Genomic DNA, 26,287 nt, shown 5'->3' with positions numbered 1-26,287 from the left:
CATGAGCGGTTCAATCAAATTGCAAGCGGGTCTAACGCCCGCCCAGCTTCGATTTGAACACCGCCGGGCGCATGGGTACCCTCGGGGGAACAGGCTTGGGCGGCAGTGGCTTGCCCGCCGGTTTTGCCGGTTCCTTGGGCTTCACCACCGCGCCCTGGGCCAGTTTGGCGAGGGTGGAGGCGATGCTGAGCGCGCCTTTCAGGCGGGTGCGGTCGTCGCCCCAGTCGGCGGCGATGAACAATTTCTGATCGGGCCGAATCTTGGCGCGGGCGCCCAGCCGCTCAATCCAGGCCATCAGGCCATCGGTGTTGGCAAAGGCATCGCCAACAAAGCTGACCAGCGCGCCCTTGCGGCCGGCTTCCAGCTTGGCGACACGGGCGGTGACACAGGCCAGCTTGATCTCGATGACGGCGAGGAGATTTTCCACCTCCATCGGCAGCTTGCCGAACCGGTCGATCATCTCGGCGGCCAGCGCATCGATGCCGGGCCGGCCCTCCAGCTCGTTCAGGCGGCGATAGAGCGCCATGCGCACATTCAAGTCGGGCACATAATGATCGGGGATGAGGATCGGCACCTCGGCGGTGATCTGAGGGCTGAAGGCTTCGGCCGGTGGCTTCATGCCGGCGGCTTCGGCCTTGGCCTCCAGGATCGCCTCTTCCAGCATCGATTGATAAAGTTCGAAGCCGATTTCCTTGATGTGGCCGGATTGTTCGTCGCCCAGAAGATTGCCGGCGCCGCGCTGATCAAGATCATGGCTGGCGAGCTGGAAGCCGGCGCCGAGCGTGTCGAGCTGGGAGAGGACCTGCAGCCGCTTTTCGGCGCCTTCGGTGATGGTCTGGCCGGCGGCGGTGGTGAGATAGGCATAGGCGCGGGTCTTGCCGCGCCCGACGCGGCCGCGGATCTGGTAGAGCTGGGCGAGGCCGAAACGATCGGCGCGGTGGACGATCAGCGTGTTGGCCGACGGAATGTCGAGGCCGCTCTCGATGATGGTGGTCGAAAGCAGCACGTCATATTGCTTGTCATAGAAGGCGCTCATGCGCTCTTCCACTTCTGATGGCGCCATCTGGCCATGGGCGACGATGGGCTTCACCTCCGGCACTTCGCCGCGCAGGAATTCCTCCACATCGGGAATGTCGGAGATGCGCGGGACGACGATGAAACTCTGGCCGCCGCGATAATGTTCGCGCAGCAGCGCCTCGCGCAGCACCACCGGATCGAACGGCATGACATAGGTGCGCACCGCCAGCCGGTCGACCGGCGGGGTGGCGATGATCGACATTTCGCGAAGACCCGTCAGCGCCATCTGCAGGGTGCGCGGGATCGGCGTGGCGGTGAGGGTGAGCACATGCACATCGGCCTTCAGCGCCTTCAGCCGTTCCTTGTGGACGACGCCGAAGCGCTGTTCCTCGTCAACGATGACAAGGCCGAGGCGCTTGAAATCGATCCCCTTGGCGAGGATGGCATGGGTGCCGACCACGATGTCCACCGTGCCGTCGGCAATGCCGTCGCGGGCGGCCTTGGCATCGGCAGTGGTGACGAGGCGGGAGAGGTGCCTGACCTCCACCGGCAGGCCGCGGAAGCGGTCGCGGAAATTCTGGAAATGCTGGCGGGCGAGCAGGGTGGTGGGGCAGACGACGGCGACCTGCATGCCCGACAGCGCGGCGGCATAGGCGGCGCGCAGGGCAACCTCGGTCTTGCCGAAGCCGACATCGCCGCAGACCAGCCGGTCCATCGGCTTGCCGGAGGTGAGATCGTCGATTACGTCGCCAATGGCCTTCAGCTGGTCATCGGTTTCGGCATAGGGGAAGCGGTCAACGAACGCCGCCAGGCCATGGGGATCGATGCTGACCGGCTCGCCTTCGCGCAGGGCCCGGGCGGCGGCAGTGGCGAGAAGTTCACCCGCGATTTCGCGGATGCGGTTCTTCATCCGCGCCTTGCGCGTGCTCCAGGCCACCCCGCCCAGTCTGTCGAGGCCGACGCCTTCCGAATCGCTGCCATAGCGGGAGAGGACGTCGATATTCTCGACCGGCACATAGAGCTTGTCGCCGCCGTCGTAGGAGAGCGCGACGCAATCATGCGGCTTGCCGCCGATGGGGATGGCAACCAGCCCGTCATAACGGCCGATGCCATGATCGCGGTGGACGATGAGATCTCCGGGGGTGAGCATGGCCAGTTCGGCCATGAAGGCATCGGCCTTGCGCGCCGACCGCGCCTTGCGGACCAGGCGGTCGCCCAGCATGTCCTGCTCGGTCAGTACCAGGATTCGGCCGCGCGGCTCCGTCTTGGTGAACCCATGATCAAGCGGCAGCACGGTGAGGACGATGTTGCCGGCGGCGGCAAGGCCCAGCGCCTCCTGCCAATGATCGGCCTGGGCAATGCGGGCGACGCCTTCGTCGATCAGCAGGCCCGACAGGCGTTCGCGGGCGCCGGCGGAATAGCTGGCGAGGATCACCCGGTCGCCGGCGGCGCGGGATTGTTCGACATGCGCCCGGATCGCGGCATAGACCGGCGGGCCGCCATTGGCCTGGGCGACACGTTCGGGGGCGAAATCGCGGGCGGGCACGGCATCGCAATCAACGGCGTTCAGCGTGCCATCAGGCACGGCGTGCGGGCTGGCGGCGTGGACATGGGCAGCGGCCAGACGTTCCGCCCATTCGGCCGGGGCGAGATAGAGCGCGTCGGCGGCCAGCGGGCGATAGCTGCCCTTCTTGGCGCTCAAGGCGGCGACGCGGTTGTCGTGATAATCGGCGATGGCGTCGAACCGGTCGGCGGCGGCCTTGTCGGCCCCACCGCTTTTCACCAGCACATCGGCTTCGCCCAGCCAGTCGAACAGGGTGACAAGGCCGGGTTCAAACAGCGGCAGCCAATGTTCCATGCCGGCGAGCCGGCGCCCGTCGCTGACCGCTTCATAAAGCGGATCGGCGGTGGCGGTGGCGCCGAACCGCTCAAGCCAGCCGGCGCGGAAGGCCTTGATGCGGGCTTCGTCGAGCAGGACTTCTGAAACAGGCAGCAGGGTGAAGGCATCGGCGGGGCCGAGGCTGCGCTGGCTGGCGGGGTCAAAGCGCCGGATGCTTTCAATCTCGTCGCCGAAGAAATCGAGCCGCAGGCCGAAATCGGCACCCGAGGGCATCACATCGACAAGGCCGCCGCGCAGAGCATATTCGCCGGGTTCCACCACCGTATCGACGCGGACATAACCGTTGGCGGCGAGTTTCAGCGCCAGCGCGTTGCGGTCGATGCGGCTGCCAGGCTTCAGCCGGGCCGAGAGGCTGGCGATGCGCGCCTTGGGCAGGCAGCGCTGGGTGATGGCGTTGACGGTGGTGACCACCAGCTGTGCGCCTGTTGGCGCATCGGCCAGCGCGGCAAAGGCGGCGACCCGGTCTGACGCGGTTTTCAGCGAGGGTGAGGCGCGGTCATAGGGCAGGCAATCCCAGGCCGGCAGCAGCACCACCTCGATTTCCGGCGCGAAATAGCCGGCGGCTTCGGCAAGGCTGCGGGCCTGGGCCTCGTCGGCGGCGATGAACCAGGCCCGGCCCTTGGCGGCACGCGCCAGATCGGCCATCAGCCAGGGCAGATAGCCTTCGCCGCAGCGGGCGAGCGTGAGCGCCCGTGGCGCCGTGGCAAGGCGGGCAGGATCGATCATCGCTTCAACGGCTGATCTCGACGAAATCCAGCTTCATCAGCGCCTGCATCCACGGGCCATCGAGATGGGCCGGCGGCGGCGTGGTGCCAAAGGCCCAGGCAAGGATATCGACATCCTGTTCCTGCAGGATGATTTCGAACCAGGCCATGGCGGCTTCGTCCCAACTGGCGTGGTGGCGATCAAAAAAGCCGCCGACCACCAGATCGGCTTCCTTGGTGCCGCGGTGCCAGGCGCGATATTTGGCGCGGCGAAGGCGCAGGGCCAGATCATCGGGCAGATTGTCGTTCATGGCACTGGCCTCTTCACAAACGATAATGCCGCGCGGGCGTTTCAAATGGCCAGCGCGGTGCTATCTGGTGGGGCATAGCCATGCGCCCGGATATGCTCAACCCATTGTTCGCCGAAGTCAGCGCCCTAAAGGGCGTTGGATCGGCGCAGGTGCGGCAATTGGCGCGGCTGAAGATCGCCCGGGTGATCGATCTGGCCTTTCACCTGCCGACGATGATGATCGAGCGCCAGGCGGTGGAGCGGCTGGACGAGACGCTGGTGGGCCAGCCGGTGATCGTGCCGCTGACCCCGGCGCGGCACGACCGGGGCGGGCCCAGGAGCCCGCTGCGCGTCGCGGCGGTGGACCGGGGCGGGCAATGGGTGGATCTGGTTTATTTCGGGCAGACGGCGAGTTGGGCGCAGACGCGGCTGCCGATCGGTGTCGAAAAGCGCATCACCGGCAAGCTCGACCGGTATGGCCAGAAGTTGCAGATCGCCCATCCCGAGGTGGCGGCGATGGAGGCCGGCCCGCCGGGGCAGACGCGCGAGCCGGTCTATCCGCTGACCGAAGGGGTGACCAACCGGCGCATGGGCCAATTGGTGGCCGAGGCGCTGGGCCGGGTGCCGCCGTTGCCGGAATGGATCGAACCCAGCGTGCTGGCGCGGCAGAGCTGGGCCGGTTTTGCCGAGAGCCTGGCTGCGGCGCACCGGATGGAAAGGGGCCGCGACCGCCTGGCCTATGACGAGTTGCTGGCCAACCAGCTGGCGTTGATGCTGGTGCGCCAGCGGGCGCGCAGCCGCAAGGGCCGCGCGCTGCCGGGCACCGGGCAGCTGGCCGATGCCCTGCGCAGCCGCCTGCCCTGGCCGCTGACCGGGGCGCAGACCCGGGTGATCGGCGAGATTTTGGGCGACATGGCACAGGCCGAGCCGATGCTGCGGCTGGTGCAGGGCGATGTGGGATCGGGCAAGACGCTGGTGGCGCTGTTTGCCTGCCTGGCCGCGATTGAGTCGGGCGCGCAGGCGGCGCTGCTGGCGCCGACCGAGATATTGGCCCGCCAGCATCATGCGACGCTGATGAAGCTGGGCGCTGATTTGGGCATTCGCATCGCGCTGCTGACCGGGCGGGACAAGGGCAAGGTGCGCGAGCAGTTGCTGGCCGATCTGGCGGTCGGGCGCATCAACCTGCTGGTCGGCACCCACGCCATTTTCCAGGAGGCGGTGGATTATCATGATCTTGGCCTGGTGGTGGTGGACGAACAGCACCGCTTTGGCGTGGCGCAGCGGCTGACGCTGGCGGCCAAGGGGCGCACCCCGCCGCATGTGCTGGCGATGACGGCAACGCCAATCCCGCGCAGTCTGGCGCTGACCCGCTTTGGCGAGATGGACCAGAGCATGATCGACGAGCGCCCGCCCGGCCGGCAGCCGATCGAGACGCGGGTGATGGGGCCGGAGCGGCTGGAGGAGCTGATCGCTGGGCTGGCGCGGCATGTGGAGGGTGGCGGCCAGGCCTATTGGGTGTGCCCGCTGGTGGAAGGCAGCGAGGATGCGGACGAGGCGGCGGCGACCACGCGGGCGGCGTTCCTGAAGGCGCGGCTGGGCGAAGCGCGCGTGGGGCTGGTGCACGGCCAGATGAAGGGGCCGGAGAAGGACGCGGTGATGGCCGATTTCGCCGCCGGGCGCCTCGCGCTGCTGGTGGCGACGACGGTGATCGAAGTGGGGGTGGATGTGCCCAATGCCACGTTGATGATCATCGAGGCGGCGGAGCGCTTTGGCCTGGCACAGTTGCACCAGCTGCGCGGCCGGGTGGGGCGGGGCAGCGGCCTGTCGCGCTGCCTGCTGCTGCGCGGGGACGAATTGTCGGAGACGGCGCGCAGCCGGCTGAAGCTGATGCGGGAGACCAATGACGGATTTCGCATTGCCGAGGAGGATCTGAAGCTGCGCGGGGCGGGCGAAATTCTGGGCACGCGCCAATCGGGGGAGGAGGCGTTCCGCTTTGCCGATCCGGCCCGGGTGCAACAATATGTGGGCATGGCGCGGGCCGATGCGCGGCTGCTGCTGGATCGCGATGGCGGGCTGGATGGCGCGCGCGGGCAGGCGGCGCGATTGTTGCTCTATCTGTTTGACCGGGATGCCGGCGTCGCCATGTTGCGCGGTGGTTGAGGGATTTGACGATGCATCCGAATGATGGCGCAACGATGCAGCAGGCGCTGGCGGCGTTGCGGGCCGGGCAGCCGGCGGTGGCCGGGCAATGGCTGGCAAAATTGTCGCCGGCTGGGCAGCAGCATCCCGATGGCCTGTATCTCGCCGCGCTGGCATCCGATCAGCTGGGCCGGGCCGATGCGGCCGAGCAATGTTTCCGTGCCGCGATCGAGGGTGCGCCAAGAAATGCCTATTATCTGAACAGTTTTGCGCTGTTTCTTGCGCGCCAGGGGCAGGAGGCGGAAGCGGTGGCGCATCTGCGGCGGGCGGTGGCCGTGGCCCCCGGGCATGCCGAGGCATGGTATAATCTGGCGCTGCTGGAACAGGACCGCGACGCGCTGGACGCGGCCGGTGCCGCGCTGGATCGGGCAAGGGCGCTGGAAGGCGACAGCCCGCGCATCCTGTCAGCCGCAGGCGCCTTGGCGCAGGCGCGCGGCGATGCACCAGCGGCACGGCAGTTGTTGACGCGGGCGCGCGATGCCGCGCCGCAGGATCGCGGCGCCTGGCGCCGGCTGGCGCGCGCGCTGGGCCAGCAGGGCGATCATGTGGCGGCGCTGGCCGTGCTGGATGCCGGGCCCGATGATGAGCCGGAACTGGCGGCCGAACGTGGCGACCTGCTGGTGGAAATGGGCCGGCTGGAAGAGGCGCAGGCGGTTTATGCCCGGGTGGCAGAGCGCTGGCCGCAGCATCACCAGGTGCTGACGGCGATGACATTCCTGACCATGCAGGCCGACCGCAACGCCAGCCCGCGCGCGGCGCTGGCACCTTTTGCGCGGGCGCTGTCGGCCGGCGCCGGGGCCGATTTGTGGCAGGCGGCGATCACGGCTGCGAGCGGGCTGGGCGATGGCGAGCAGGTGCTGGCCTGGGCACAGGCGGCGGAGGCGGCGACCGGGCTGCAGCCGGCGTGGCGGCTGTCGCGGCTGACCGGTTTGCGCCAGCTGGGCGAATTTGCCGCCTGCCTGGATGAAGCCCGGGCAGAGCAGGCGCGCTTCCCCGATGAGCCGGGCTTTGCCAGCCACCGCGCCTGGGCGGCGTTGCGGCTGGGCGCAGTGGACGAAGCGGAGGTGGCCGCCGGCCATTATGCCCAGGCACGGCCGCTGGAACAGACCGGCTGGGCGATGCTGGGCACGGCCTGGCGCCTGAAGAGCGACCCGCGCGAGCATCAGCTGCTGGACTATGAGCGGATGGTGATTGCCAGCGATCTGGTGACACCCAAGGGCTGGCCCAGCACTGCGGCCTTTCTGGCCGATCTGAAAATGGTGCTGGAGGCCCGGCACGTCATGCAGAACCAGCCGGCCGAGCAGACGCTGCGCGGCGGCACCCAGACGCCGGGCGATCTGTTTGCCACCACCGATCCGGTGCTGGTGGCGTTCCGATCCGCGCTGAAGGCCACGGTGGAGGCCGCCATCGCCGGCCTGCCGCACCAGCCCGGCCATCCGTTTCTGGGCCGCCTGACCGGCCGGGTGAAGATGCAGGGCGCCTGGAGCGTGCGGCTGAAGGGGCAGGGGTTCCATGTCAACCATATCCACCCGCGCGGCTGGTTGAGCTCGGCCTTTTACGTGTCTCTGCCGCCGGAGATCGGGCTGGTCGGCGACGAGGGCAAGCTGGTGTTCGGGGTGCCCGATGCCAAGCTGGGGCTGGATTTGCCGCCCCGCCGGGTGATCACGCCGGCGCCGGGCCGGCTGGCGATTTTCCCCAGCTATGCCTGGCATGGCACGGTGCCGTTCCAGAGCAATGAGGCGCGGTTGACGGCGGCATTTGACGCGTTGCCCGTGTAGCGCGCCCGGTACCTTCACATATGCCTGTAGGCGCGGCCGGCGGCGAAGCCGCCGAGTCCGCTTCAGCTGTTCAATAATGCAGGAAGGAAGGGGCGTGGCGGAGCCACGCCGTCGAAGCTGCTCTGCCGGCTTGATGCCGGCAGCCAGCCCGGCCGGTCTTGATCGAGTCTGCCCGCAACGCTTGCGCGTTGCGGGCAGCCGATCAGCGACGCCTGTAAGCCGGGTTCTGTCCAGGGCTTGCGCCCTTGGGCGACCATTCCTCTCGGACGGCGGTTGCCCGCCGCCTCCAGCAACCAACCCGGATGGCTGGGCCGGTTCCTGCCCTGCGGGGCAAACCCCGCGCGCCATCCCTATTCGGTCTTGCTCCCGGTGGGGTTTGCCGTGCCGCTTTGGTTGCCCATCGCGCGGTGCGCTCTTGCCGCACCGTTTCACCCTTGCCTGTCTCCCGGAGATGATCCGGGCCCATCGGCGGTCTCTTCTCTGTGGCACTGTCCCTGATCCCGGCCCGAAGGCCAGAACCGCCGGGTGTTACCCGGCACCGCGTTCCGTGGAGCCCGGACTTTCCTCGGCGGGATTGCTCCCGACGCGGCCGCCCGACGACGTGATCGCATTTGCCCCATGGCATTTCCCGGCGATTCGCGCCATCGCCGCGGCATGATCGAGATTGAAGCCAATGGTCAGGCCTTCACCGTGCCGGCCGAAGTGATAGCAGAAGGCCTGAAGCTGCTGCCGGAACAGGTGCAGCCGATGCTGGCCGGCCGGCTGATCACCAGCTGGGTGGAGGCCGGGGTGGACGAGGATTTCGGCACCTTCCGCCTGACCTTCGCCACCGACAAGCGGCGGCTGCGGGTGATTGTCGATGCGCTGGGCGAGGTGATTTCGAAATCGACCCTGGATTTCGGCGGCCATGACCTGCCGTTGGGGGCGCGGCGGCCCGGCGCCCATTGAGATTTGTCGTGCGAGATTTGTCGCAGCAAACATTACGGACTTGCAATGTTGAGGGCGGCTTGCCATTGGGAACTGGTCGAGGCGGTCCCCCATTTTGCCGTCTCGCCGGCCGGCTGACCCGCCGGCATCCCGCAGATTGCGGTGGCCTTCCCCCCTGTTGGGCCACCCGCGGACAACTCCGGCCGGTGCACCCCCTCGGGCACCGGCCGATTTTTGTTTAGAGGCCCTCCGCCAGCAGCAAGCCCTTGAGGATGGTGCGTGTTTCGGCGTCGATCACGCCGTCAAACCGGGCCGGACGGTGGTGGCGCTGGAAGGCAATCACGGCCTCCTGCGGTGCCGTGATGTCATAGCCATAGCGGCCAAGCGCGGCGAGGAAGCCGGGATCGGTCCAGTTGGGGTCCATGCACGGTCTGGGCGCGGCCACCAGCCCGGCGCGGGCGAGGCGCGGCCAGTCGAACAGCTCGCCCGGATCCTCCTTGCGGGTGGGGGCGATGTCGCTGTGGCCGATCACGTTGGCGGGCGCGATGGCGTGGCGCGCGGCAATGTCGGCCACCAGGGCATGGACCGCGTCCATCTGGGCGGCGGGGAAGGGCACATAGCCGAATTCATGGCCGGGGTTGACGATCTCGATCCCGATGCTGGCGCTGTTGACGTCGGTGATGCCGCGCCACCAGCTGCGCCCGGCGTGCCAGGCGCGCTTGGCTTCATCGACCATGCGCAGCACCGTGCCGTCTTCGGCGACGACATAATGGGCCGAAACGCCGGAGGCCGGGTTGGCCAGCCAGTCGATGGCTTCGGCGGCGCTGCGCATGCCGGTATAATGCAGCACGATGATGCCGGTGGGCAGCAGCCGGTCGCCGAAATTGGGGCTGGGGCGTTCGATGATGGTCATAGCGGTTCGGCTGGCATGTCGCTGTCGCGCCGCTGGGCGGTGCGGATGGTGATGATGGTGACGCCCACCAGCGTGAGGAGGCCGCCGACGAGCATCTGTCCGGTGATCGGCGTATCATAGACAGCGATGGCGATCATCACCGAGATCAGCGGCGTGGGCAGGGTGAGCGGCGAGACGACGGCGACCGGATAGCGCTGAAACAGCCAGGTCATGCCCCCATGGCCAACCAGGCTGGACATGATGCCGGAATAGGCGACCCAGCCCCAGGTGCTGAGCGGCAGCTGCGGGATGGCGGCGAGTTTTTCCGGTTCGAATGTCTGCGCCAGGGCCGCCATCACGGGGATGGAGACGAGGCCAAGCCAGCCATGGATGGTGAGCACCGGCACGCCCTGCAGCCGGCGGAACAGGAGATTGCCCACCGCCCAGCACAGCGAGGCACCGGCCGTGAGCAGGATGCCAAGGCGTTCATGGGCGATGGCCGGATCAAAGCCCATCACCACGACGCCGAGGAAGCAGATGGCGATGGCGGTGACGCGCGGCCAGCGGATTTCCTCTTTCATGAAGATCACCGCCAGGATCAGGCTGAACGGCACGCCCAATTGGCCGACGATGGACAGGGCGGACAGATTGTCGGCCATGGCGAAGGAGAGCGCACCCAGCGACATGAACAGCGCGCCGGCGATGAAGCCGGTGGCCAGGATCAGCAGCATGCGCCCTGGCAGCCAGCGGATGAAGGGCAGGCAGACGAGCGTTGCCACCGTGTAGCGCAGCAGCACCGCCACCATCGGCCCGGCCGACATCACGCCTTCCTTCACGGCGACCACATTGAAGCCCCACACCACATCGATGGCGAGAATCATGAACAGATGCAGGGGCTTCACCGGCGCCTCCCGGTGAGTTGATCATAGGCGGCGTTGATTTCGGCCATGCGGGTTTCGGCGACCCGGATGAACTCGTTGGGCACCCCTTCGGCGAGCGCGCGATCGGGGTGATAGCGTTTGACGAGGCCGTGGTAGGCCGCGCGGATGGCGGCGGCATCGACGCCCGGTTCAATGCCCAGGATGGCCCAGGGATCATCGGCGGCCGGGCTGACATGGCGGCGGCGGATGCGGGCGCGGGCGGCATCGTCAAAGCCCAACCGCTGGCCGACCGTGTCGAGAAATTCGAGTTCGGCGTCGTGATAGCCATCGACGGCCGCGATCAGCCAGAGCGCATCGAGCAGATCTTCCAGCGTTGGCGAGCCGGGGCCGAGCAGATCGGCGGCCTGCGCGGCATAGGCTTCGAATCCGGCGATGGAGGCCTTGGCCATGTCATAGAAACGGCGGGCGTTCGTCGCCTCCTTGGGCTCGACATGGAACAGGCGCTGGAAGGTGGCGAATTCGGCGGCGGTGGCTTCGCCATCTGCGCGGGCCATCTTGGCAGCGAGGGCAATGGCGGCGATGGTGAAGGCGACGCGGCGGCGTTCCTGCACCCGTTCCGGCCGGCGGGCGCGCAGGCCGTCCACGGCGCCACCAGCCGCTGCCCCGGCCAGCGCGCCCAGCGGGCCGCCGACGATCAGGCCCAGCGCCGTGCCGGCCAGGGTTGCCCAGATACTCATGACCCCAACCGCTTAGGCAATAAGCGGCAGCGGCGAAAGGGGGGATGCAGCCACATCGCCGGGCTGATAAGGATGCGGCATGACGCACGATCTGCCCGTTGCCGCCTTGACCGAGGCTGAGGCCGCTGCCGAACTGGCCCGCCTGGCCGAGGCCATCGCGCAGCACAGTGCGGCCTATTATCAAGAGGATGCGCCGAAGATTTCAGACGCCGACTATGATGCGTTGGTGCAGCGCAATGCGGCGATTGAGGCGGCCTTTCCCAATCTGGTGCGGGCGGATTCGCCGAGTTTCCGGGTGGGCGCCAAGCCGGCGGCGGGCTTTGGCAAGATCAGCCACAGCCGGCCGATGCTGAGCCTGGACAATGTGTTCAGCGATGCCGAAGCGATGGAATTTGCCGCCCGCGTGCGGCGGTTCCTGAACCTGCCCGATGATGCGGATGTGCGCTTCCGGGCGGAGGCCAAGATTGACGGGCTGAGCTGCGCGCTGCGGTTTGAAGGCGGGCGGCTGGTGCACGGGGCGACCCGCGGTGATGGCGCGGTGGGCGAGGAGGTGACCGCCAACCTGGCCGCGGTGACCGGCCTTGCGCACCGCGTGCCCGAAACCGCGCCGGCGGTGACCGAAATCCGCGGCGAGGTCTATATGACCAAGGCCGGCTTTGCCGCGCTGAACGAACGGCAGGCGCAGGCCGGGGCGAAGATCTTTGCCAACCCCAGGAACGCGGCGGCGGGCAGCCTGCGGCAGCTCGATCCGGCCGTGTCAGCGGCGCGGCCCTTGGCTTTCATCGTGCACGGCTGGGGCGAGATGACCAGCCTGCCGGGCGCGACCCAGAGCGCGGTGATGGCAGCGATTGGCGATTGGGGCTTTGACACCGGCGCCTATGCGCTGGGCGATGCCAGCATGGCGCAGTGTCTCGCCTTCACTGCCGATCTGGAGCGGCGGCGGGCCGAGTTGCCGTTCGACATCGACGGCGTTGTCTACAAGGTGGAGCGGCTGGACTGGCAGGAGCGGCTGGGCCAGGTGGCGCGCTCCCCGCGCTGGGCGGTGGCGCACAAATTCCCGGCCGAACAGGCGGAAACCACGTTGGAGGCGATCGACATCCAGGTGGGCCGCACCGGCGCGCTGACTCCGGTGGCGCGGCTGGCGGCGGTGACGGTGGGCGGTGTGGTGGTGACCAACGCCACGCTGCACAATGAGGATGAGATTGCCCGGCTGGACGTGCGGGTGGGCGACCGGGTGCGGGTGCAGCGCGCCGGCGACGTGATCCCGCAGGTGCTGGGGGTGGTGCCCGGTGACACTCCGCGCGGGCCGGCCTTCGTGTTTCCCGATCATTGCCCGGCGTGCGGATCGACGGCGGTGCGTGAGGAGGATGAGGCTGTGCGGCGCTGCACCGGCGGGTTGACCTGCCCGGCGCAGCGGCACGAGCGGTTGCGGCATTTCGTGAGCCGCAATGCCTTTGACATCGAGGGGCTGGGCACGGAGCGGTTGGAGCTGTTCGCAGCCGCAGGGTTGATCGATGGGCCGGCATCTTTGTTCCGGCTGGAGCGGGAGCGGCTGCTGGCATTGCCGGGGTTCAAGGACAAATCGGTCGACAAGCTGCTGGCGGCCATTGACGAACGCCGGCAGGTGAGCCTGGACCGCTTCCTGTTCGCGCTCGGCATCCGGCATGTGGGGGAGGTGACGGCGCGCGATCTGGCGCGGGCATTCAAATCAGCCGAAGCGGTGCAGGCGGCGGCGATGGGCGCGGAGGCGGTGAACCGGCTGACCGCGGTGAACGGCATCGGCGCGGTGGTGGCCGAGGCGCTGATCGATTTCTTTGCCGAGCCGCACAACCAGGAGACGCTGGCGGCGCTGCTGGCCGAGGTGTCGCCGCAGCCGTTGCCGGAGGTGAAGCAGACCGGGCTTTCCGGCAAGACCATCGTGTTCACCGGCAGCCTGGAGAAATTCACCCGTGAGGAAGCCGAGGCGCAGGCCGAGCTGTTGGGGGCGAAGACATCGGGCAGTGTGTCGTCAAAGACCAGCCTGCTGGTGGCGGGGCCGGGGGCGGGTTCAAAGCTGGCCAAGGCGCAAGCGCTTGGAATTCAGGTGGTGGATGAGGATGGCTGGCTTGCGCTGGTGGCAGAGGCACAGGCCGATGGTTCAGCCTGACCGATTGTGGTAAGCTCCATACGCTGTCGTCGAGTTTGCCGCGTCGCGGAAATCGGTTTGAGACGCACGCACCGCAGCTCCCGGTGGCCGGGGTTCGCCCCGCTGACGGACAGGAGCGCCATCATGAAGAATCCTTTGCCTGGACCTGACCGGACGGCACACCGCAAGGCGGCCGAACCCGGGCTTCATGCCGAATTGACCCCGGTAGTGGCTGACGCGCGGCCGTTCCACGCCCTGCATGGCACCGTGCCAGCACCGGCCGTGCCGCATCTTCACAGTCAGTTGGAAGAGGTGATCGACCTGACGTTACCGCCAAGACCCTGACGTTCTGTAATCCATGCATTGAATGCATGGCTGATGCCGAATCTGCTGCACTGCACAAAGGCGTGTGACAGTCTTATTACAGCTCCTGTCAGCCGGGAATTGGCCCGGTTGATGAAACAGGAGCGTACCAATGAAGGTCGTATCGACTGAATTTGAACCGCAGGTGCGCGCTGTCCCGGTGTCGGATGTTCTGGCCCCGGTTCGCCCCCTGCCCATCCGCAAGCGTCGCGTTGTGTTGACGCCGGCTGTGGTGGAAGCCCGTCTGTTCCACGCGCTGTAATCAGCGTTGGAACGGCGAAGCTGCGGGCATCACACCCGTTTTTTCGTCAGGACCAGTGTGGGCCATTCGGCCTGCCAGTCCACAGCGCCCGCCGGCACCAACCCGTGCCGGCGATAGGCGTTGGCGACGGCGCGTTGCTGAGGCAAGAGCAGCCCCGCCATCACCAGCACCCCGCCGGGCGCAATCACCGCCGACAGATCGCGCGCAAGCGCAATCAGCGGCGGCGCCAATATGTTGGCGAGCACGAGATCATATGCAGCACGTGACCGCAGCGCCGGCGCCGAAAGGCCCGGCGCTGTGGCCGTTGCCATGCGTGCAGCGCATGTACCTGCGACAAAATGGTTCAGCGCCATATTCTCGCGGGTGACGTCGATGGCAATGGGATCAATGTCGCTGGCGATGCAGCGGGCGCTGCGGTGCTGGCGCTGGGCGGCCATGGCCAGCACACCGGTGCCGGTGCCGATATCGGCGATGTTGTGAAAGCGCCGCTGCTTGCCCAGCCGCACCAGTGCCTTGAGGCAGCCGTGGGTGGTGGCATGCTGGCCGGTGCCAAAGGCGAGACCGGCTTCGATCCTGAGACCCCAATCGCCCAGGCGCACGGCATCGGCATGATCGGCGGTGTGGACGATGAAGCGGCCGGCGCGCACCGGCTCCAGCCCGCGCTGGGACAGGGTTGTCCAGTCCGCCTCCGCCAGTTCGGTGAGGGCAACATCGCTGGCCGACGGGAAGAGCGCCACGATCCGGTCAACCGTCGCGGCCTCAGGCTGATCGGCGAAATAGGCGGTGAGCAGCCAATCGTCGGGTTTGGCCGGATCGGGTTCCTCCACGTTCAGCGTGGGGGGATCATCCATCAGATCAAAGAGATCGGGCAGATTTTCGGCCTCGGCGCGGTTGACGCGGAACTGGAGCGTCCAGCTCATGCCGGGACCGCCTGGCCGGATTGCCAGATGTGGCTGCAGTGGAGCGCGGCGGCGCCGGTTTCGGCATCAAGCGCGGCGACCGTGATCCAGCCTAGCCCGCGCAAGGCCGCAGCATCGGCGGCCGGCGTGCCAAGCGGCAGCAGGATGCGGCGCTGCGGCTCGACACCGAGGCCGAGATCAACCAGACCATCAACATAGAGCGAGAAGCCGATGGCGGGTTCCTGGGCGCCATCGGGGCGGGGCACGAGATAGGCGCCGCCGCGGCCGAGTTCGGCGGCAAGACCGGCGCCGAACAGCGAGAAGCCGAGCCAGGTCTGATATTCAAAGCCGTGGCGTTCGGTGGGATCGAGGGTGACGGCCACGCCATCCAGCCCGGCGGCCAGCGCGGCGATGGCATCAAGGCGGGCCAATATGGCATCGGGCAGATCAAGCTGGCGCAAGGCGATGATGGCGGCCGGGGCCGGGCCGGCGGCGGCGATCAGCGGCACGAAGGCATCGGCACCCAGCAGCTTCAGCGCGCCGACATCCTTGCCATCGAGCAGCGCCTGCACCTGGGCGAGGCTGGCGCGGCCCAGCGGCCAGCCGGCAGCGGCGAGATCGGCGACCAGCGTCGGCATGGTGAGATCGACGCTGAGGCCGGTGACGCCAGCAGTGGCAAGCGCGGCGATGGCCAGTTGCAGCAGTTCGGCGGCCGCTGCGGGGCCATCGCTGCCGATGAGTTCGGCGCCGGCCTGGGTGCGTTCGCGTTCGGGGGAAAGCTGATCACCGCGCACGCGCAGCACCTGGCCGGCATACATCAGTCGCAGCGGCCGTGCCTGCTGGGCGAGGCGGGTGACGGCGATGCGGCCGACCTGGCCGGTGATGTCGGAGCGCAGCGCCAGCGTTTGCTGGCTGACCGGATCGGTGAAGCGCAGCCGTTCGCGGCTGCTGCCGCTGGCGAGGCTGCTTTCATATTCGATCAGCGGCGGCGCCACCCGTTCATAGCCATGGGCGCCGCAGACATCGGTGAGGGTGCGCACCAGGCTGGCCAGCGCCTGCGCCTGCGGCGGCAGCCGATCGCGCAGGCCTTCGGGAAGGAGACCGGGGATGTTCATGGGGTGGGGGTTAGCCGGTTGGGGGAGGGGGGGCAAGATGGGGGCGCGGCTGGTGTGGCGGCACGGGTGCGGCCCCCTCCGCCTCGCGCTGCTCGGCACCTCCCCCAGAGCGGAGGGGGCCGGCGGTGCGTGCGCCAGGCCCCTCCGTCAGCCCCGGCCTTCGCCGGGTCTGCCACCTCCCCCAGAGGGGGAGGATGTTCGTTCAGACGAAGTGCAGGGCGCTGGCGACCTTCACGCCGGGCAGGGCGCGGATGTCGGTGAGCAGCGCGTCGGGGATGGCGTTGTCGACCGAGAGCAGCAGCACCGCCTCGCCGCCGGCGTCGCGGCGGCCGAGGTGGAAGGTGCCGATGTTGACGCCGGCGCTGCCCAGCGCGCTGCCGAGGCGGCCGATGAAGCCGGGTTTGTCTTCGTTGACGATGTAGAGCATGTCGCCGGCGAGATCGGCTTCGACGGTGATGCCGAAAATCTCGGTCAGGCGCGGCTTCGACATGCCGAACAGGGTGCCCGCCACCGTGCGCGGGCCGTTGGCGGTGTGCACCGTCACGCGCAGCAGCGTGTTGTAATCGGTGTCACGCTCGTGGCGCACTTCGGCGATCTCGATCTCGCGCTCGCGGGCCAAATAAGGCGCGTTGACCATGTTCACCGTGTCGCTGTGCACGCGCATCAGGCCGGCGAGGACGGCTGCCGTGATCGGCTTGATGTTGAGCTGGGCGGCGGCGCCTTCCACCTCGATGCGGACGGACTTGATGCCATCCTTGTCGAGCTGGCCGACGAGGCTGCCCAGCCGTTCGGCCAGCGCCATGTAGGGCTTGAGGCGCGGGGCCTCTTCGGCGCTGAGCGACGGCATGTTGAGCGCGTTGGTGACGCCGCCTGTGAGCAGGAAGTCCGACAGCTGCTCGGCGACCTGGATGGCGACATTGACTTGGGCTTCGTCGGTGCTGGCGCCGAGGTGCGGGGTGGAAACGAAATTGGGGGTGCCGAACAGCGGGCTCGACTTGGCCGGTTCCTCGGCAAACACGTCGAGTGCGGCGCCGGCGATGTGGCCGCTGTCGAGCAGTTCCTTCAGCGCCGCTTCGTCGATCAGGCCGCCACGCGCGCAGTTGACGATTCGGATGCCGGGCTTGCACTTCAGCAGATTTTCGCGGGACAGGATGTTGCGCGTGCTGTCGGTCAGCGGCGTGTGCAGGCTGATGAAATCGGCTTGCGCGAGCAGTTCATCGAGCGTCACCTTGGTCACGCCCATATGCTCGGCGCGTTCCGGGGTGAGGAAGGGATCATAGGCGATCACCTTCATCTTGAGGCCCAGGGCGCGATCGGCAACGATGCTGCCGATGTTGCCGGCGCCGATCAGGCCCAGCGTCTTGGCCGTCACTTCAACGCCCATGAAGCGGTTCTTTTCCCACTTGCCGGCCTGGGTGGAGGCATCGGCTTCGGGCAGCTGGCGGGCCAGCGCAAACATCAGGGCGATGGCATGTTCGGCGGTGGTGATCGAGTTGCCGAAGGGCGTGTTCATCACGACGACACCGCGCGACGAGGCGGCGGGGATATCGACATTGTCCACCCCGATGCCGGCGCGGCCGACAACCTTCAGATTGGTGGCGGCGGCGAGCACATCCTTGGTCACCTTGGTGGAGGAGCGGATGGCGAGGCCGTCATATTGGCCGATGATCTTGATCAGCTCGTCCTTCGACAGGCCGGTGATTTCATCGACCTCGATACCGCGGGCGCGGAAGATTTCGGCGGCCTTGGGGGACATTTGATCGGAAATGAGAACGCGAGGCATGGGGGATACTCCTGCTCCCCTCCCGCTTGCGGGAGGGGCTGGGGGTGGGAATGGTGTCATGCAGGAACGGCGGTGTGGGCGAACAAGCCCACCCCCGACCCCTCCCGCAAGCGGGAGGGGAGGTTATTGGTTGACTTGCGCGTAGGCCCAGTCGAGCCAGTGGGTCAGCGCCACGATGTCGGCGGTGTCGACGGTGGCGCCGCACCAGATGCGCAAGCCGGCGGGCGCGTCGCGATAGGCGCCGATGTCGTAGGCGGCGTTTTCCCTTTCGAGGAGCGACACGATCGCCTTCACCTTGTCTTCGGCGAGCCCGGGGAGGACGAGGCAGACGCTGGTGTTGGAGCGCGAGGCTGGGTCCTTGGCCAGATGCTCGACATAGGCCGTCGTCTGCACCCAGGCGTCGAGCGCGGCGGCGTTGGCGTTGGCGCGGGCCTTGAGGGCATCGAGGCCGCCCAGGCTTTCGGCCCATTCCAGCGCGTCGATATAATCCTCGACCGCCAGCATGGAGGGGGTGTTGATGGTTTCGCCGACGAAGATGCCTTCGGTCAGCTTGCCCTTGGAGACGAGGCGGAAGATCTTGGGCAACGGCCAGGCCGGGGTGTGGGTTTCGAGGCGCTCGACGGCGCGGGGGCCGAGGATGAGGACGCCGTGGCCGCCTTCGCCGCCCAGCACCTTCTGCCAGCTGTAGGTGAGGACATCGACCTTGTCCCAATCCACGTCCTGCGCGAACACGGCGGAGGTGGCATCGGCAAAGGTCAGGCCTTCGCGGGTGGCGGGGATCCAGTCATAATTGGGCACGCGCACGCCCGATGTTGTGCCGTTGGCCGTGAACAGCACGTCGCCCGCGAAATCGACAGCGGCCAGATCGGGCAGCTCGCCATAGGGGGCGGTGATGACCGTGGGGTTCAATTTCAGCTGCTTGGCGGCATCGGTGACCCAGCCTTCACCGAACGACTCCCAGGCCAGCGCCGTGACCGGGCGGGCGCCCAGCATGGTCCACATCGCCATTTCATAGGCGCCGGTGTCGCTGGCGGGCACGATGCCGATGCGGTGCGTGTCGGGCACGCCCAAAATCTTGCGGGTGAGATCGATGGCGTGCTTCAGGCGCGCCTTGCCCAGCTTGGAGCGGTGCGAGCGGCCAAGCGAGGCGGTGTCGAGTTGTTCGGGGCTCCAGCCAGGCCTTTTTGCACAAGGCCCGGACGAGAAATGCGCACGCTGTGGCAGCGTGGTCGGTTTGGCAGTCATGTTCTCTCCTTTCAGAGAGCGCGCGCCGCGTTGGGACGGCGTGGCCCGCCGCCGGCCTTAGTGGTTTGGCAGCGGGGGTCAAGCGGTTTCGGATTTACCGTGGAGCGCAGCGGTGGTTCAGGCCAGCGACTCGACGATGGCGCGGCCGAGCGGGACGAAGTGGCGGTTGCGTTCGGCCAATTCAGACTTGGCGGCGAACAGATAGGCGGCGACCCAGATCGGGCGCCGGCCGAGTGGCGTGATGCGCGAAACGATGTTGCGGGCGCGCCAGGAACCGGCGCCGGTCTTGTTCGCCTCCGCCCAGCCCGGTGGCAGCGCGGCGCGGATCATGGTGTCGGCGGTGCGGCTGGCCTGCATCCAGCCAAGCAGGCGGGCGCGGCCGGCGGCGGACAAGATGCGGCCTTCGACCAGCGCGCGCGACGTGGCGAGCATGGCGGCCGGCGTGGTGGTGTCGCGCGGGTCACCGGGGGTTTCGTTGTTCATTTCGGGCTCGTTGCGGTCGAGCCTTGTGGTGGTGTCGCCGATGCTGCGCAGCCAGGCGGTGAGCGCGGCAGGGCCGCCTTGCCGGGCCAGCGCGAGATTGGCGGCCGGATTGTCGGACAGGACGCACATCGCCTCGGCCATTTCCAGCAGCGACGCGCTGCCGCCGATGCGGGTTTCGCTGAACGGGGCGTTGTTGAGCATATCCTCCCGGTGGATGGGCAGGCGTTCGCCGAGCTGCCAGAGGCCCGTTTCGGCGCCGTGCAGCAGCCGGGCGGCGAGCAGCAGCTTGAAGGTGGAGCACAGGGGGAAGCGGCTACTGGCGCGGTGGCTGAAGCGGGCGCCCGTGTGGGTGTCGAGCAGGGCGACGCCGATGGGGCCGCCGGCATCATGCTCGATTGTTGCGATGGCGCGGCGCAAGGGGGCGAAGCGATCGGGTGCAGCGGCGGCAAGCAGCGGCAGGGCGGCGACGAACTGGCGGCGGTCAAGCATCTGGCAGGCTCCGGTTGAAGGCGGGGGCGGTGCCGGCGGCGGCGCGCAGGTGCCAGGCGGCCCAGGCGGCGAGGAAGGTGCCGCCGATCAGCAGCAGCGACGGCCGGCCGGTTTCGGCATCGAACCAGAAGCTCTGGATGGCCCACAGGGTGACGAGGATGGCGAGCAGTGGCAGCGCCGGATGGGCGGGGGCGGCCCACACCGTGGGTTCGGCGCGGCGGCGGGCGAGCAGCAAGGCGAGGGCGATCAGGATATAATCGGCGACATTGCCGCTGGTGAGGATGAGCAGCCAGCGTTCGCCAAGGCCGATGGCGGCGGCAGCAGCGAGGGTGACGATGAGCGTGGCCCCCCAGGGCGCACGCTGGCGGGCGGAGACGAAAGTGGCGAGCCGGCCGAGCGCGCCGGGCAGCACGCCATCGCGGCCCATGCCCAGCACCAGCCGGGCAAAGGCCATGATGGTGGCGATGAGGGCGTTGAACACCGCGGCGATGACACCGGCGGACACCGCCTGGGCCACCGCCGGACTGGCCTGGCGTTCCAGAAAGGCGGCGATCGGCGTTTCGGCGGCATAGAGGCCGGGCACCACGTCCATCGCTGGCACCAGCACCAGCATGGGGGCGGCGATGACCAGCGCCGAGATGGCCCCGGCCTGCGCCACCACCGGGCCAAGCGCGCGCTGGCCGCCCTCCATTTCCTCAACGAAATAGAGCGCATAGACGGCCCCGCCACACCAGAACAGGCCGCCCAAGGCGGCGATTCCGAAATTGTTCCAGTGGAATTCGGGCGGCATCAGCACGGTGGTGAGCGCGGCGTGCGGCGCGGTGGCGGCAACCCAGGTGAGGATGGCGAGTGCCAGCAGTTCCACCCCGAGGAACAGGCCGGTGACCAGAGCCGAGGTGCGGATATTGAGCATGGCGATGGCCGCCGCCGCCGCCAGCCCGGCCAGCGCGACCGGCAGGGTGGGGAGGGACGGCCAGAGGATCTTGAGGTAACCGGCCAGACCGAGCGCCGAAAAGGCGATCAGCGGCATGGCGGTGACCAGGGTCATGAACATATAGCCGTGGGCGACGCCAGGGCCGATCAGGGCGGCGAGGCCGGGATAGACGCCACCGGCGCCCGGCACGCGCGCGCCCAGTTCGGCATAGAGCAGGGCAAACAGCGCTGCGATGAGGCCGCCGGTGAGAAACGCCAGCGCTGCGCCGCTGCCAGCCAGGTGCAGCACGGCGGAGCCGCCAACAAACACCGAGAGCACCGGCGACACCGCCGACAGCACCAGCAGCAACACGCCGCCGGGCTTCAATGCCCGTTCCAGACCAGCTGTGTCCATCGGTTGACGTGGCACCGGGAACGCGCTCTCGTCAATGCGGACACGAAAAGGAAGCTGGGGATGATCGACTGGAACGGGCAGCGGGTGCTGATCACCGGGGCGGCGAGTGGCATTGGCCGGGCGCTGGCGGTGCAGTTGGCGCAGCGCGGGGCGCAGGTGGCTGCCGCCGACATCAATGCCGACGGGGTGACCGAAACCGCCCGGCTGTGCGGCGGCGAGGCACTGGTGATCGATCTGGCCGATGGCGCCGCTGGCCCCCGCGCCGTGGAGCAGCTGGTCGCCCGCCATGGCCGGCTGGACGCGGTGTTTGCCAATGCCGGCATCGGTTACACAAGGCGGCTGCTGAAGGCCGATCTGGATGATCCGGGCCTCGCCCGCTTGTGGGAAATCAACATGCTGGGGCCGACCAGGCTGGCGCAGGCGCTGGTGGCGGCGGCGGAGGCCGGCGGCTGGCGCGGGCGGCTGGTCATCACCGGTTCGGAAAACAGCCTGTCCTTGCCGCAATCGATCCAGAATTTCGGCAACGGGCTCTATGCCGCCGCCAAGCATGGCGTGCTGATCCTGGCGGAGTGGCTGGCGACCGAATGCCGGAACGGTGGCAAGCCGCTGGACGTGCATGTGCTGCTGCCCGGTGGGGTCTACACCGGGCTGACGGCAGCCGGGCTGGGGCCCGATCCGGCGAAATGGCCGGCGGACATGGGCATCATCCTGCCGGAACGGGCGGCCGAACTGTGCCTGAAGGGGCTGGACCTGGGGCTGTTCCATATTCCGACCCACGCCCATCTGATTGACGACATGGGCTGGCGCCATGGCAGTGTGGCGGCTGCAACCGCGGCCTTGGGGCTGACGAAACAGGCGTGACAAGCGCGGCGGGCTGGATTATCGCCCTCGGCCGTTTTGCGGAGAATATGACAATATGATGACACCGCCGGTGCCCCCCCGGATCTTTCCGACCGCCAAGGCCGATGCCGAGCTGGGCAACACGCCCACCGCCGTGCCGCAGACCGAGCATCCCGCCTATCGCATGGCGTTCCAGGACACGGAGTTCCTGCTGCGCGAGGATCTGCGGCCGGTGCGTTTCCAGCTGGAGCTGTTGAAGCCGGAGCTGCTGCTGACCGAGGCCGGGATTGAATCGACCTTTGTCTTCTATGGCTCGGCGCGGATTCCATCGCCGGAAACGGCCCAGGCGCTGATCGATGCCGCCGAAACGCCAGAGCGGCGGGCGGTGGCGGAACGGCTGGCGGCCAATGCGCATTATTATGAGGTGGCGCGCCAATTGGCGGTGCAGGTTTCCACCTATTGCAAGGCGGGTGAGCGCTGCTTCACCGTGTGCTCCGGCGGCGGCCCGTCGATCATGGAGGCGGCAAACCGGGGGGCGTGGGAAAGCGGGGCGCCGTCGGTGGGCCTGAACATCGTGTTGCCGCACGAGCAGGTGCCCAACCCCTATGTGACGCCGGGCCTTTCGTTCCAGTTCCATTATTTCGCGCTGCGCAAGATGCATTTCCTGATGCGCGCCAAGGCGGTGGCGGTGTTCCCCGGCGGCTTTGGCACGTTCGACGAGTTTTTCGAGCTGTTGACCCTGGTGCAGACCGGCAAGGTCGCGCCGCTGCCGATCCTGCTCTATGGCCGGGACTTCTGGAATCGCGTGGTCAATTTCGAGGCGCTGGCCGAGGAGGGCGTGATCGCCAAGGCCGATCTGGACCTGTTCCATTTCGTCGAAACGGCCGAGGAAGGCTGGGCCATCGTGAAGGCGCACTACGGGCTGTGACGCGCCGGGCTTGACCAACTGCATTATTGATATAACACAGTTGGCATGAACAGGATCATGCTGGCTGTGGCCATCACCGCTGCCCTGCTGCAGGCCAGCGCCGGCACGGCGCAGAACGCGACCCCCTATGCGGGGCCGATCATCGACGGGCACGCGCATCTGCGCACCGGGGATAGTGATGCCATGGGGCCCGGGCACAGCCTGGGCACCGAGGGGTTGGGCCGTTTGCAGGGCGCCGCCGGGATCAGCCGCAGTGCCCTGATCGTGATTGCCGGCGGCGGGCCTGCGGCGGTGCAGGCCAAGAATGATGCCCTGCTGCAAGCTGTGGCGGCCAATCCCCAGCGCTATTTTGCCATTGCTTCGGTGCACCCGGCCGATGGTGATGCGGCCGTGGCCGAGCTTGATCGGCTGGCCGCTCAGGGGGTGCGTTTCATCAAGCTGCACCCCAACAGCCAGGAATTTGATGTGGCTGATCCGGCCGTGGCGCGCATCACCGCGCATTGCGGCAAGCTGGGCATGACGGTGCTGTTTGACAGCTATGATCCCTTCGATCCGGGCCAGATCGGCAAGTTCCTGAAGTTGACGATGAGCCAGCCGGGCACGCGCTTCATCCTTGCCCACATGGGGTATGTGCGGTTTCGCGAGACGATGGTGTGGAGCCTGCTGAAGGAGCGTGCCGCCGCGCGCAATGTCTGGTTCGATCTGTCGGCCATCGCGCCCCTCTATGCCGACACCCCGGTGGCGCCGGAATTGGTGGCCACCATGCGCAAGATCGGCATGGACCGGATGATCTTTGGCACGGACTGGCCGGCTTATGATGTGGGCGGCGCCGTAATGGCAGCCCGCATGCTGCCGCTTGCACCGGCGGAGCAGCGCCAGTTGTTCCACGACAATATGGCGGCGCTGCTGGCCCTGTCGCGTTGAGCCGGCTGCAGGCGGCGGCTTGGCAATGCATGGCGACTGTGCCAGCCTTGCCGTACGTTGCTGCCGCATGCGGCCAGCGGCGTATTCCGGTGAGGGAGGGACGCCTGCCATGGCCACTGCTGCTGCTGCCGTTGTTGCCAAGGCCCGGCGCGATATTCAGCATCATTTCTTTGCCGCCGATGCCGTGCGGCCGGATCGCGCGGTGGCCTTTGCGCCGGAAAAGCCCATCGAACGCCGACAATTTGAACGGATGCGGGAGCGCGGCATCATCCATGCGGCCGGGGCAGACCGATATTGGCTGGATGTGGTGGCCTATGATGCCGAACTGCAGCAGCGCTATCGCCGGATGCGGATCATTCTGCTGGTGGCCGTCGCGGTGCTGGCCATCGAACTGGTCGTGATCGCGCTGCAATAGCCTGGCTGTCGCACCGCGTTCATGTCCAACAAGAAGGGGGCGGCTGCCAGATCGGCAACCGCCCCCTTCTTGTTGGTTGTGCGCTTATTTGGCGGCAGCGTCGGCCGGGGCGGGCGCTTCCTCGGCGGCTTCGGCGGCGGGAGCCTCTTCCGCAGGCGCAGCGGGAAGCGGCAGCGGGCTGGCGCTCTTGCTGTTGAGATAGGCAATCACGGCGGCGCGCTCTTCCGGCTTGGTGATGCCGGCAAAGCTCATCTTGTTGCCGGCCATGAAGTTTTTCGGGCTCTTCAGCCAGGCCCACAGATGATCCCAATCCCACTTCTCGCCCTTCATTCCCGACAGCGCGTCGGAATAGGAGAAGCCGGGGTGGCTGGCGATCGGGCGGCCGACCACGCCATAGAGGCCGGGGCCGGTGCCGTTGGCGCCCGCCGGATCGGCATTGTGGCAGGCGGCGCATTTCTTGAACACGGCCTCGCCCTTGGCGACATCGGCAGAGGCGAGATAGAAGGCGGCGGGCTTTTCGGCTTCGGCGGCGGGGGCGCCCTCGGCCGGGCCTTCCTCCACACCGGCCACTTCATAACCGGGCTTTTCCGGCAGGTGGCGGGCGAACATCATGTCGCTGGCGATCGAAACGCCCAGAACGGCCAGCAGGCCGGCCAGCAGGCCACCGAAAATCTTGTTCCACTCGAAACTGTCCACGTGTCGCTCCATGCGCGCAGGGTCTGCCCAGCTCGTGCCTGCGCCTTCCTGTCGCAGGGGATAGGCAATTGCGGGCTGCCCCGCAAGCATTTGATTGTTGCAGCGCACTATCCTAACGGACGGGTATGACGAGCAGCTATCCGCCCTTGGCCCAGACCCTGGTTGATCGCATGGTGGCGGCCGCCGCCGCCGCGCCGGAGCAGGCGGTGGCCTTTCAGGGCGCGCCGGGCGCCTATAGCCACCAGGCGGTGCGCGAGACCTTCCCCGACCGGCTGCCGCTGCCCTGCGCCAGTTTTGAAGATGCGATCGAGGCCGTGCAGGCCGGCCGCGCCGGCTGTGCGGTGATTCCGATCGAGAACAGCCTGCACGGCCGGGTGGCCGACATGCATTTCCTGCTGCCCGAATCTGGCCTGCACATCGTCGGCGAACATTTCGTGCGGGTGCGCCACTGCCTGCTGGCGCTGGGTGACATGGCGGCCTTGAAGGAGGTGAAGAGCCATCCACAAGCGCTGGGCCAGGTGCGCCGGCACTTGCGGGAATGGGGCATCGCGCCGGTGCAGTTTTTCGACACGGCGGCGGCGGCCGCGGCGGTGGCGGGCGAGGGCGATGTTGCCATGGGGGCCATCGCCAGCCGGCTGGCGGCGGAGCTGTATGGCCTGAACATCCTGGCCGAAGGGGTGGAGGATGCCGATCACAACACCACGCGGTTCGTGGTGCTGGCACGCGCGGCGGCGGTGCCGCCAGTGGGCGTGGCGGCGATGACCAGTTTTCATTTCGAGGTGCGTTCGGTGCCGGCGGCGCTGTTCAAGGCGCTGGGCGGCTTTGCCACCAATGGCGTCAACATGACCAAGCTGGAAAGCTATTTGCGCGACGGCAGTTTTTCCCAGGCGGAATTTTATGCCGAGATCGAAGGGTCGCCGGCCGAGCCGCCGGTGGCGCGGGCGCTGGAGGAGCTGGCCTATTTCACCAACTGGGTGAAGATCATCGGCACCTATCCCCGCGCGCGGGATCGGGCGGCATAGGGCGCCGCCCCCTCCGCCTCCCGATGGTCGGCACCTCCCCCAGAGGG

23 protein-coding genes and 1 other RNA gene are annotated in these 26,287 nt (G+C 67.8%); 11 read left to right on the top strand and 13 right to left on the bottom strand.

Going from position 1 to position 26,287, the window contains the following annotated elements; genetic code table 11:
• Nucleotides 1-31: 31 nt before the first annotated feature.
• Both mfd and AC6BOR_RS03815 read right to left on the bottom strand, forming a co-directional pair.
• Nucleotides 32-3,643: a transcription-repair coupling factor gene (mfd, locus tag AC6BOR_RS03820; protein WP_498059885.1), complete on the bottom strand. Its 3,612-nt coding sequence runs from the start codon at nt 3,641-3,643 to the stop codon at nt 32-34.
• A gap of 4 nt (nt 3,644-3,647) precedes the next feature.
• A complete protein-coding gene (locus AC6BOR_RS03815; RefSeq protein WP_498060607.1) occupies nt 3,648-3,932 on the bottom strand; it encodes an FAD assembly factor SdhE in 285 nt (94 codons plus the stop codon).
• A gap of 80 nt (nt 3,933-4,012) precedes the next feature.
• Here AC6BOR_RS03815 and recG point away from each other — a divergent pair, with 80 nt between their 5' ends.
• Together recG and AC6BOR_RS03805 are read left to right on the top strand one after the other, a co-directional pair.
• Entirely contained in the window at nt 4,013-6,070 is a 2,058-nt protein-coding gene (gene recG / locus AC6BOR_RS03810; protein WP_498059884.1) for an ATP-dependent DNA helicase RecG, read from the top strand.
• An 11-nt stretch (nt 6,071-6,081) separates the two neighbouring features.
• Nucleotides 6,082-7,887 carry a 2OG-Fe(II) oxygenase family protein gene (locus AC6BOR_RS03805; RefSeq protein WP_498059883.1) on the top strand — a complete coding sequence of 602 codons (1,806 nt, stop codon included), beginning with the start codon at nt 6,082-6,084 and terminating at the stop codon, nt 7,885-7,887.
• Between the two features lie 198 nt (nt 7,888-8,085).
• Here the strand turns inward: AC6BOR_RS03805 and rnpB are convergent.
• An RNA gene (gene rnpB, locus AC6BOR_RS03800) (RNase P RNA component class A) lies at nt 8,086-8,492 on the bottom strand.
• Nucleotides 8,493-8,541: 49 nt separating this feature from the next.
• On the opposite strand from rnpB, the gene AC6BOR_RS03795 reads away from it, so the two are divergent.
• On the top strand, nt 8,542-8,835 hold the full coding sequence (locus AC6BOR_RS03795; RefSeq protein WP_498059882.1) for a DUF6522 family protein: 294 nt from the start codon (nt 8,542-8,544) through the stop codon (nt 8,833-8,835).
• Between the two features lie 217 nt (nt 8,836-9,052).
• Here AC6BOR_RS03795 and AC6BOR_RS03790 read toward each other — a convergent pair whose 3' ends face one another.
• Genes AC6BOR_RS03790 through AC6BOR_RS03780 form a run of 3 tightly spaced genes read right to left on the bottom strand, consistent with a single transcriptional unit; the run spans nt 9,053 to nt 11,324 of the window.
• Entirely contained in the window at nt 9,053-9,727 is a 675-nt protein-coding gene (locus tag AC6BOR_RS03790) for an N-acetylmuramoyl-L-alanine amidase (protein ID WP_498059881.1), read from the bottom strand.
• Nucleotides 9,724-10,608 (bottom strand): DMT family transporter, encoded by an 885-nt coding sequence (locus AC6BOR_RS03785; protein WP_498059880.1) that lies wholly within the window; start codon nt 10,606-10,608, stop codon nt 9,724-9,726. The genes AC6BOR_RS03790 and AC6BOR_RS03785 overlap by 4 nt, the downstream gene beginning before the upstream one ends.
• Nucleotides 10,605-11,324, bottom strand: coding sequence for a J domain-containing protein (locus AC6BOR_RS03780; protein WP_086116656.1), 720 nt, complete (start codon nt 11,322-11,324; stop codon nt 10,605-10,607). Before AC6BOR_RS03780 ends, AC6BOR_RS03785 begins: the two co-directional genes overlap by 4 nt.
• Nucleotides 11,325-11,403: 79 nt before the next feature.
• Here AC6BOR_RS03780 and ligA point away from each other — a divergent pair, with 79 nt between their 5' ends.
• From ligA to AC6BOR_RS03765, 3 genes are all read left to right on the top strand, one after another.
• The gene (gene ligA, locus AC6BOR_RS03775; RefSeq protein ID WP_498059879.1) at nt 11,404-13,470 is read left to right on the top strand and encodes an NAD-dependent DNA ligase LigA; all 2,067 of its coding nucleotides are present in this window, start codon (nt 11,404-11,406) and stop codon (nt 13,468-13,470) included.
• A gap of 123 nt (nt 13,471-13,593) precedes the next feature.
• Nucleotides 13,594-13,794 (top strand): hypothetical protein, encoded by a 201-nt coding sequence (locus tag AC6BOR_RS03770; RefSeq protein WP_498059878.1) that lies wholly within the window; start codon nt 13,594-13,596, stop codon nt 13,792-13,794.
• A 130-nt stretch (nt 13,795-13,924) separates the two neighbouring features.
• A complete protein-coding gene (locus tag AC6BOR_RS03765; protein WP_165768675.1) occupies nt 13,925-14,074 on the top strand; it encodes a hypothetical protein in 150 nt (49 codons plus the stop codon).
• Between the two features lie 29 nt (nt 14,075-14,103).
• On the opposite strand, the gene AC6BOR_RS03760 is transcribed toward AC6BOR_RS03765, so the two are convergent.
• The 6 genes from AC6BOR_RS03760 to AC6BOR_RS03735 all read right to left on the bottom strand — a co-directional run bounded on the left by AC6BOR_RS03760 (nt 14,104) and on the right by AC6BOR_RS03735 (nt 21,415).
• Nucleotides 14,104-14,994, bottom strand: a complete 891-nt coding sequence (locus AC6BOR_RS03760; protein WP_498059877.1) for a 50S ribosomal protein L11 methyltransferase — start codon at nt 14,992-14,994, stop codon at nt 14,104-14,106.
• Entirely contained in the window at nt 14,991-16,088 is a 1,098-nt protein-coding gene (locus AC6BOR_RS03755; protein WP_498059876.1) for an ATP phosphoribosyltransferase regulatory subunit, read from the bottom strand. Before AC6BOR_RS03755 ends, AC6BOR_RS03760 begins: the two co-directional genes overlap by 4 nt.
• Nucleotides 16,089-16,290: 202 nt before the next feature.
• Nucleotides 16,291-17,871, bottom strand: coding sequence for a phosphoglycerate dehydrogenase (gene serA / locus AC6BOR_RS03750; protein WP_094473785.1), 1,581 nt, complete (start codon nt 17,869-17,871; stop codon nt 16,291-16,293).
• Between the two features lie 123 nt (nt 17,872-17,994).
• The gene (locus AC6BOR_RS03745) at nt 17,995-19,116 is read right to left on the bottom strand and encodes a phosphoserine transaminase (RefSeq protein WP_498059875.1); all 1,122 of its coding nucleotides are present in this window, start codon (nt 19,114-19,116) and stop codon (nt 17,995-17,997) included.
• A 117-nt stretch (nt 19,117-19,233) separates the two neighbouring features.
• Complete coding sequence (gene bla, locus AC6BOR_RS03740) at nt 19,234-20,088, bottom strand: class A beta-lactamase (protein ID WP_498059874.1); 855 nt, start codon at nt 20,086-20,088, stop codon at nt 19,234-19,236.
• Entirely contained in the window at nt 20,081-21,415 is a 1,335-nt protein-coding gene (locus AC6BOR_RS03735; RefSeq protein ID WP_498059873.1) for an APC family permease, read from the bottom strand. The genes bla and AC6BOR_RS03735 overlap by 8 nt, the downstream gene beginning before the upstream one ends.
• Before the next feature lie 60 nt (nt 21,416-21,475).
• Between AC6BOR_RS03735 and AC6BOR_RS03730 the strand changes: the two genes are divergently transcribed.
• The 4 genes from AC6BOR_RS03730 to AC6BOR_RS03715 all read left to right on the top strand — a co-directional run bounded on the left by AC6BOR_RS03730 (nt 21,476) and on the right by AC6BOR_RS03715 (nt 24,522).
• Nucleotides 21,476-22,276, top strand: coding sequence for an SDR family NAD(P)-dependent oxidoreductase (locus tag AC6BOR_RS03730; protein WP_498059872.1), 801 nt, complete (start codon nt 21,476-21,478; stop codon nt 22,274-22,276).
• A 55-nt stretch (nt 22,277-22,331) separates the two neighbouring features.
• The gene (locus AC6BOR_RS03725) at nt 22,332-23,183 is read left to right on the top strand and encodes an LOG family protein (RefSeq protein WP_498059871.1); all 852 of its coding nucleotides are present in this window, start codon (nt 22,332-22,334) and stop codon (nt 23,181-23,183) included.
• Nucleotides 23,184-23,228: 45 nt separating this feature from the next.
• The gene (locus AC6BOR_RS03720; RefSeq protein WP_498059870.1) at nt 23,229-24,107 is read left to right on the top strand and encodes an amidohydrolase family protein; all 879 of its coding nucleotides are present in this window, start codon (nt 23,229-23,231) and stop codon (nt 24,105-24,107) included.
• Nucleotides 24,108-24,216: 109 nt separating this feature from the next.
• On the top strand, nt 24,217-24,522 hold the full coding sequence (locus AC6BOR_RS03715; protein WP_498059869.1) for a hypothetical protein: 306 nt from the start codon (nt 24,217-24,219) through the stop codon (nt 24,520-24,522).
• An 84-nt stretch (nt 24,523-24,606) separates the two neighbouring features.
• On the opposite strand, the gene AC6BOR_RS03710 is transcribed toward AC6BOR_RS03715, so the two are convergent.
• Nucleotides 24,607-25,218, bottom strand: a complete 612-nt coding sequence (locus AC6BOR_RS03710; protein WP_498059868.1) for a c-type cytochrome — start codon at nt 25,216-25,218, stop codon at nt 24,607-24,609.
• Nucleotides 25,219-25,343: 125 nt separating this feature from the next.
• Here AC6BOR_RS03710 and AC6BOR_RS03705 point away from each other — a divergent pair, with 125 nt between their 5' ends.
• A complete protein-coding gene (locus AC6BOR_RS03705; protein WP_498059867.1) occupies nt 25,344-26,240 on the top strand; it encodes a prephenate dehydratase in 897 nt (298 codons plus the stop codon).
• Nucleotides 26,241-26,287: the final 47 nt, after the last annotated feature.

It is taken from the genome of Sandarakinorhabdus sp. FBCC-B8862 (assembly GCF_059745315.1).
Note: the sequence above shows the minus strand (reverse complement) of the source record. Positions and strands in the feature narration are given on the sequence as shown.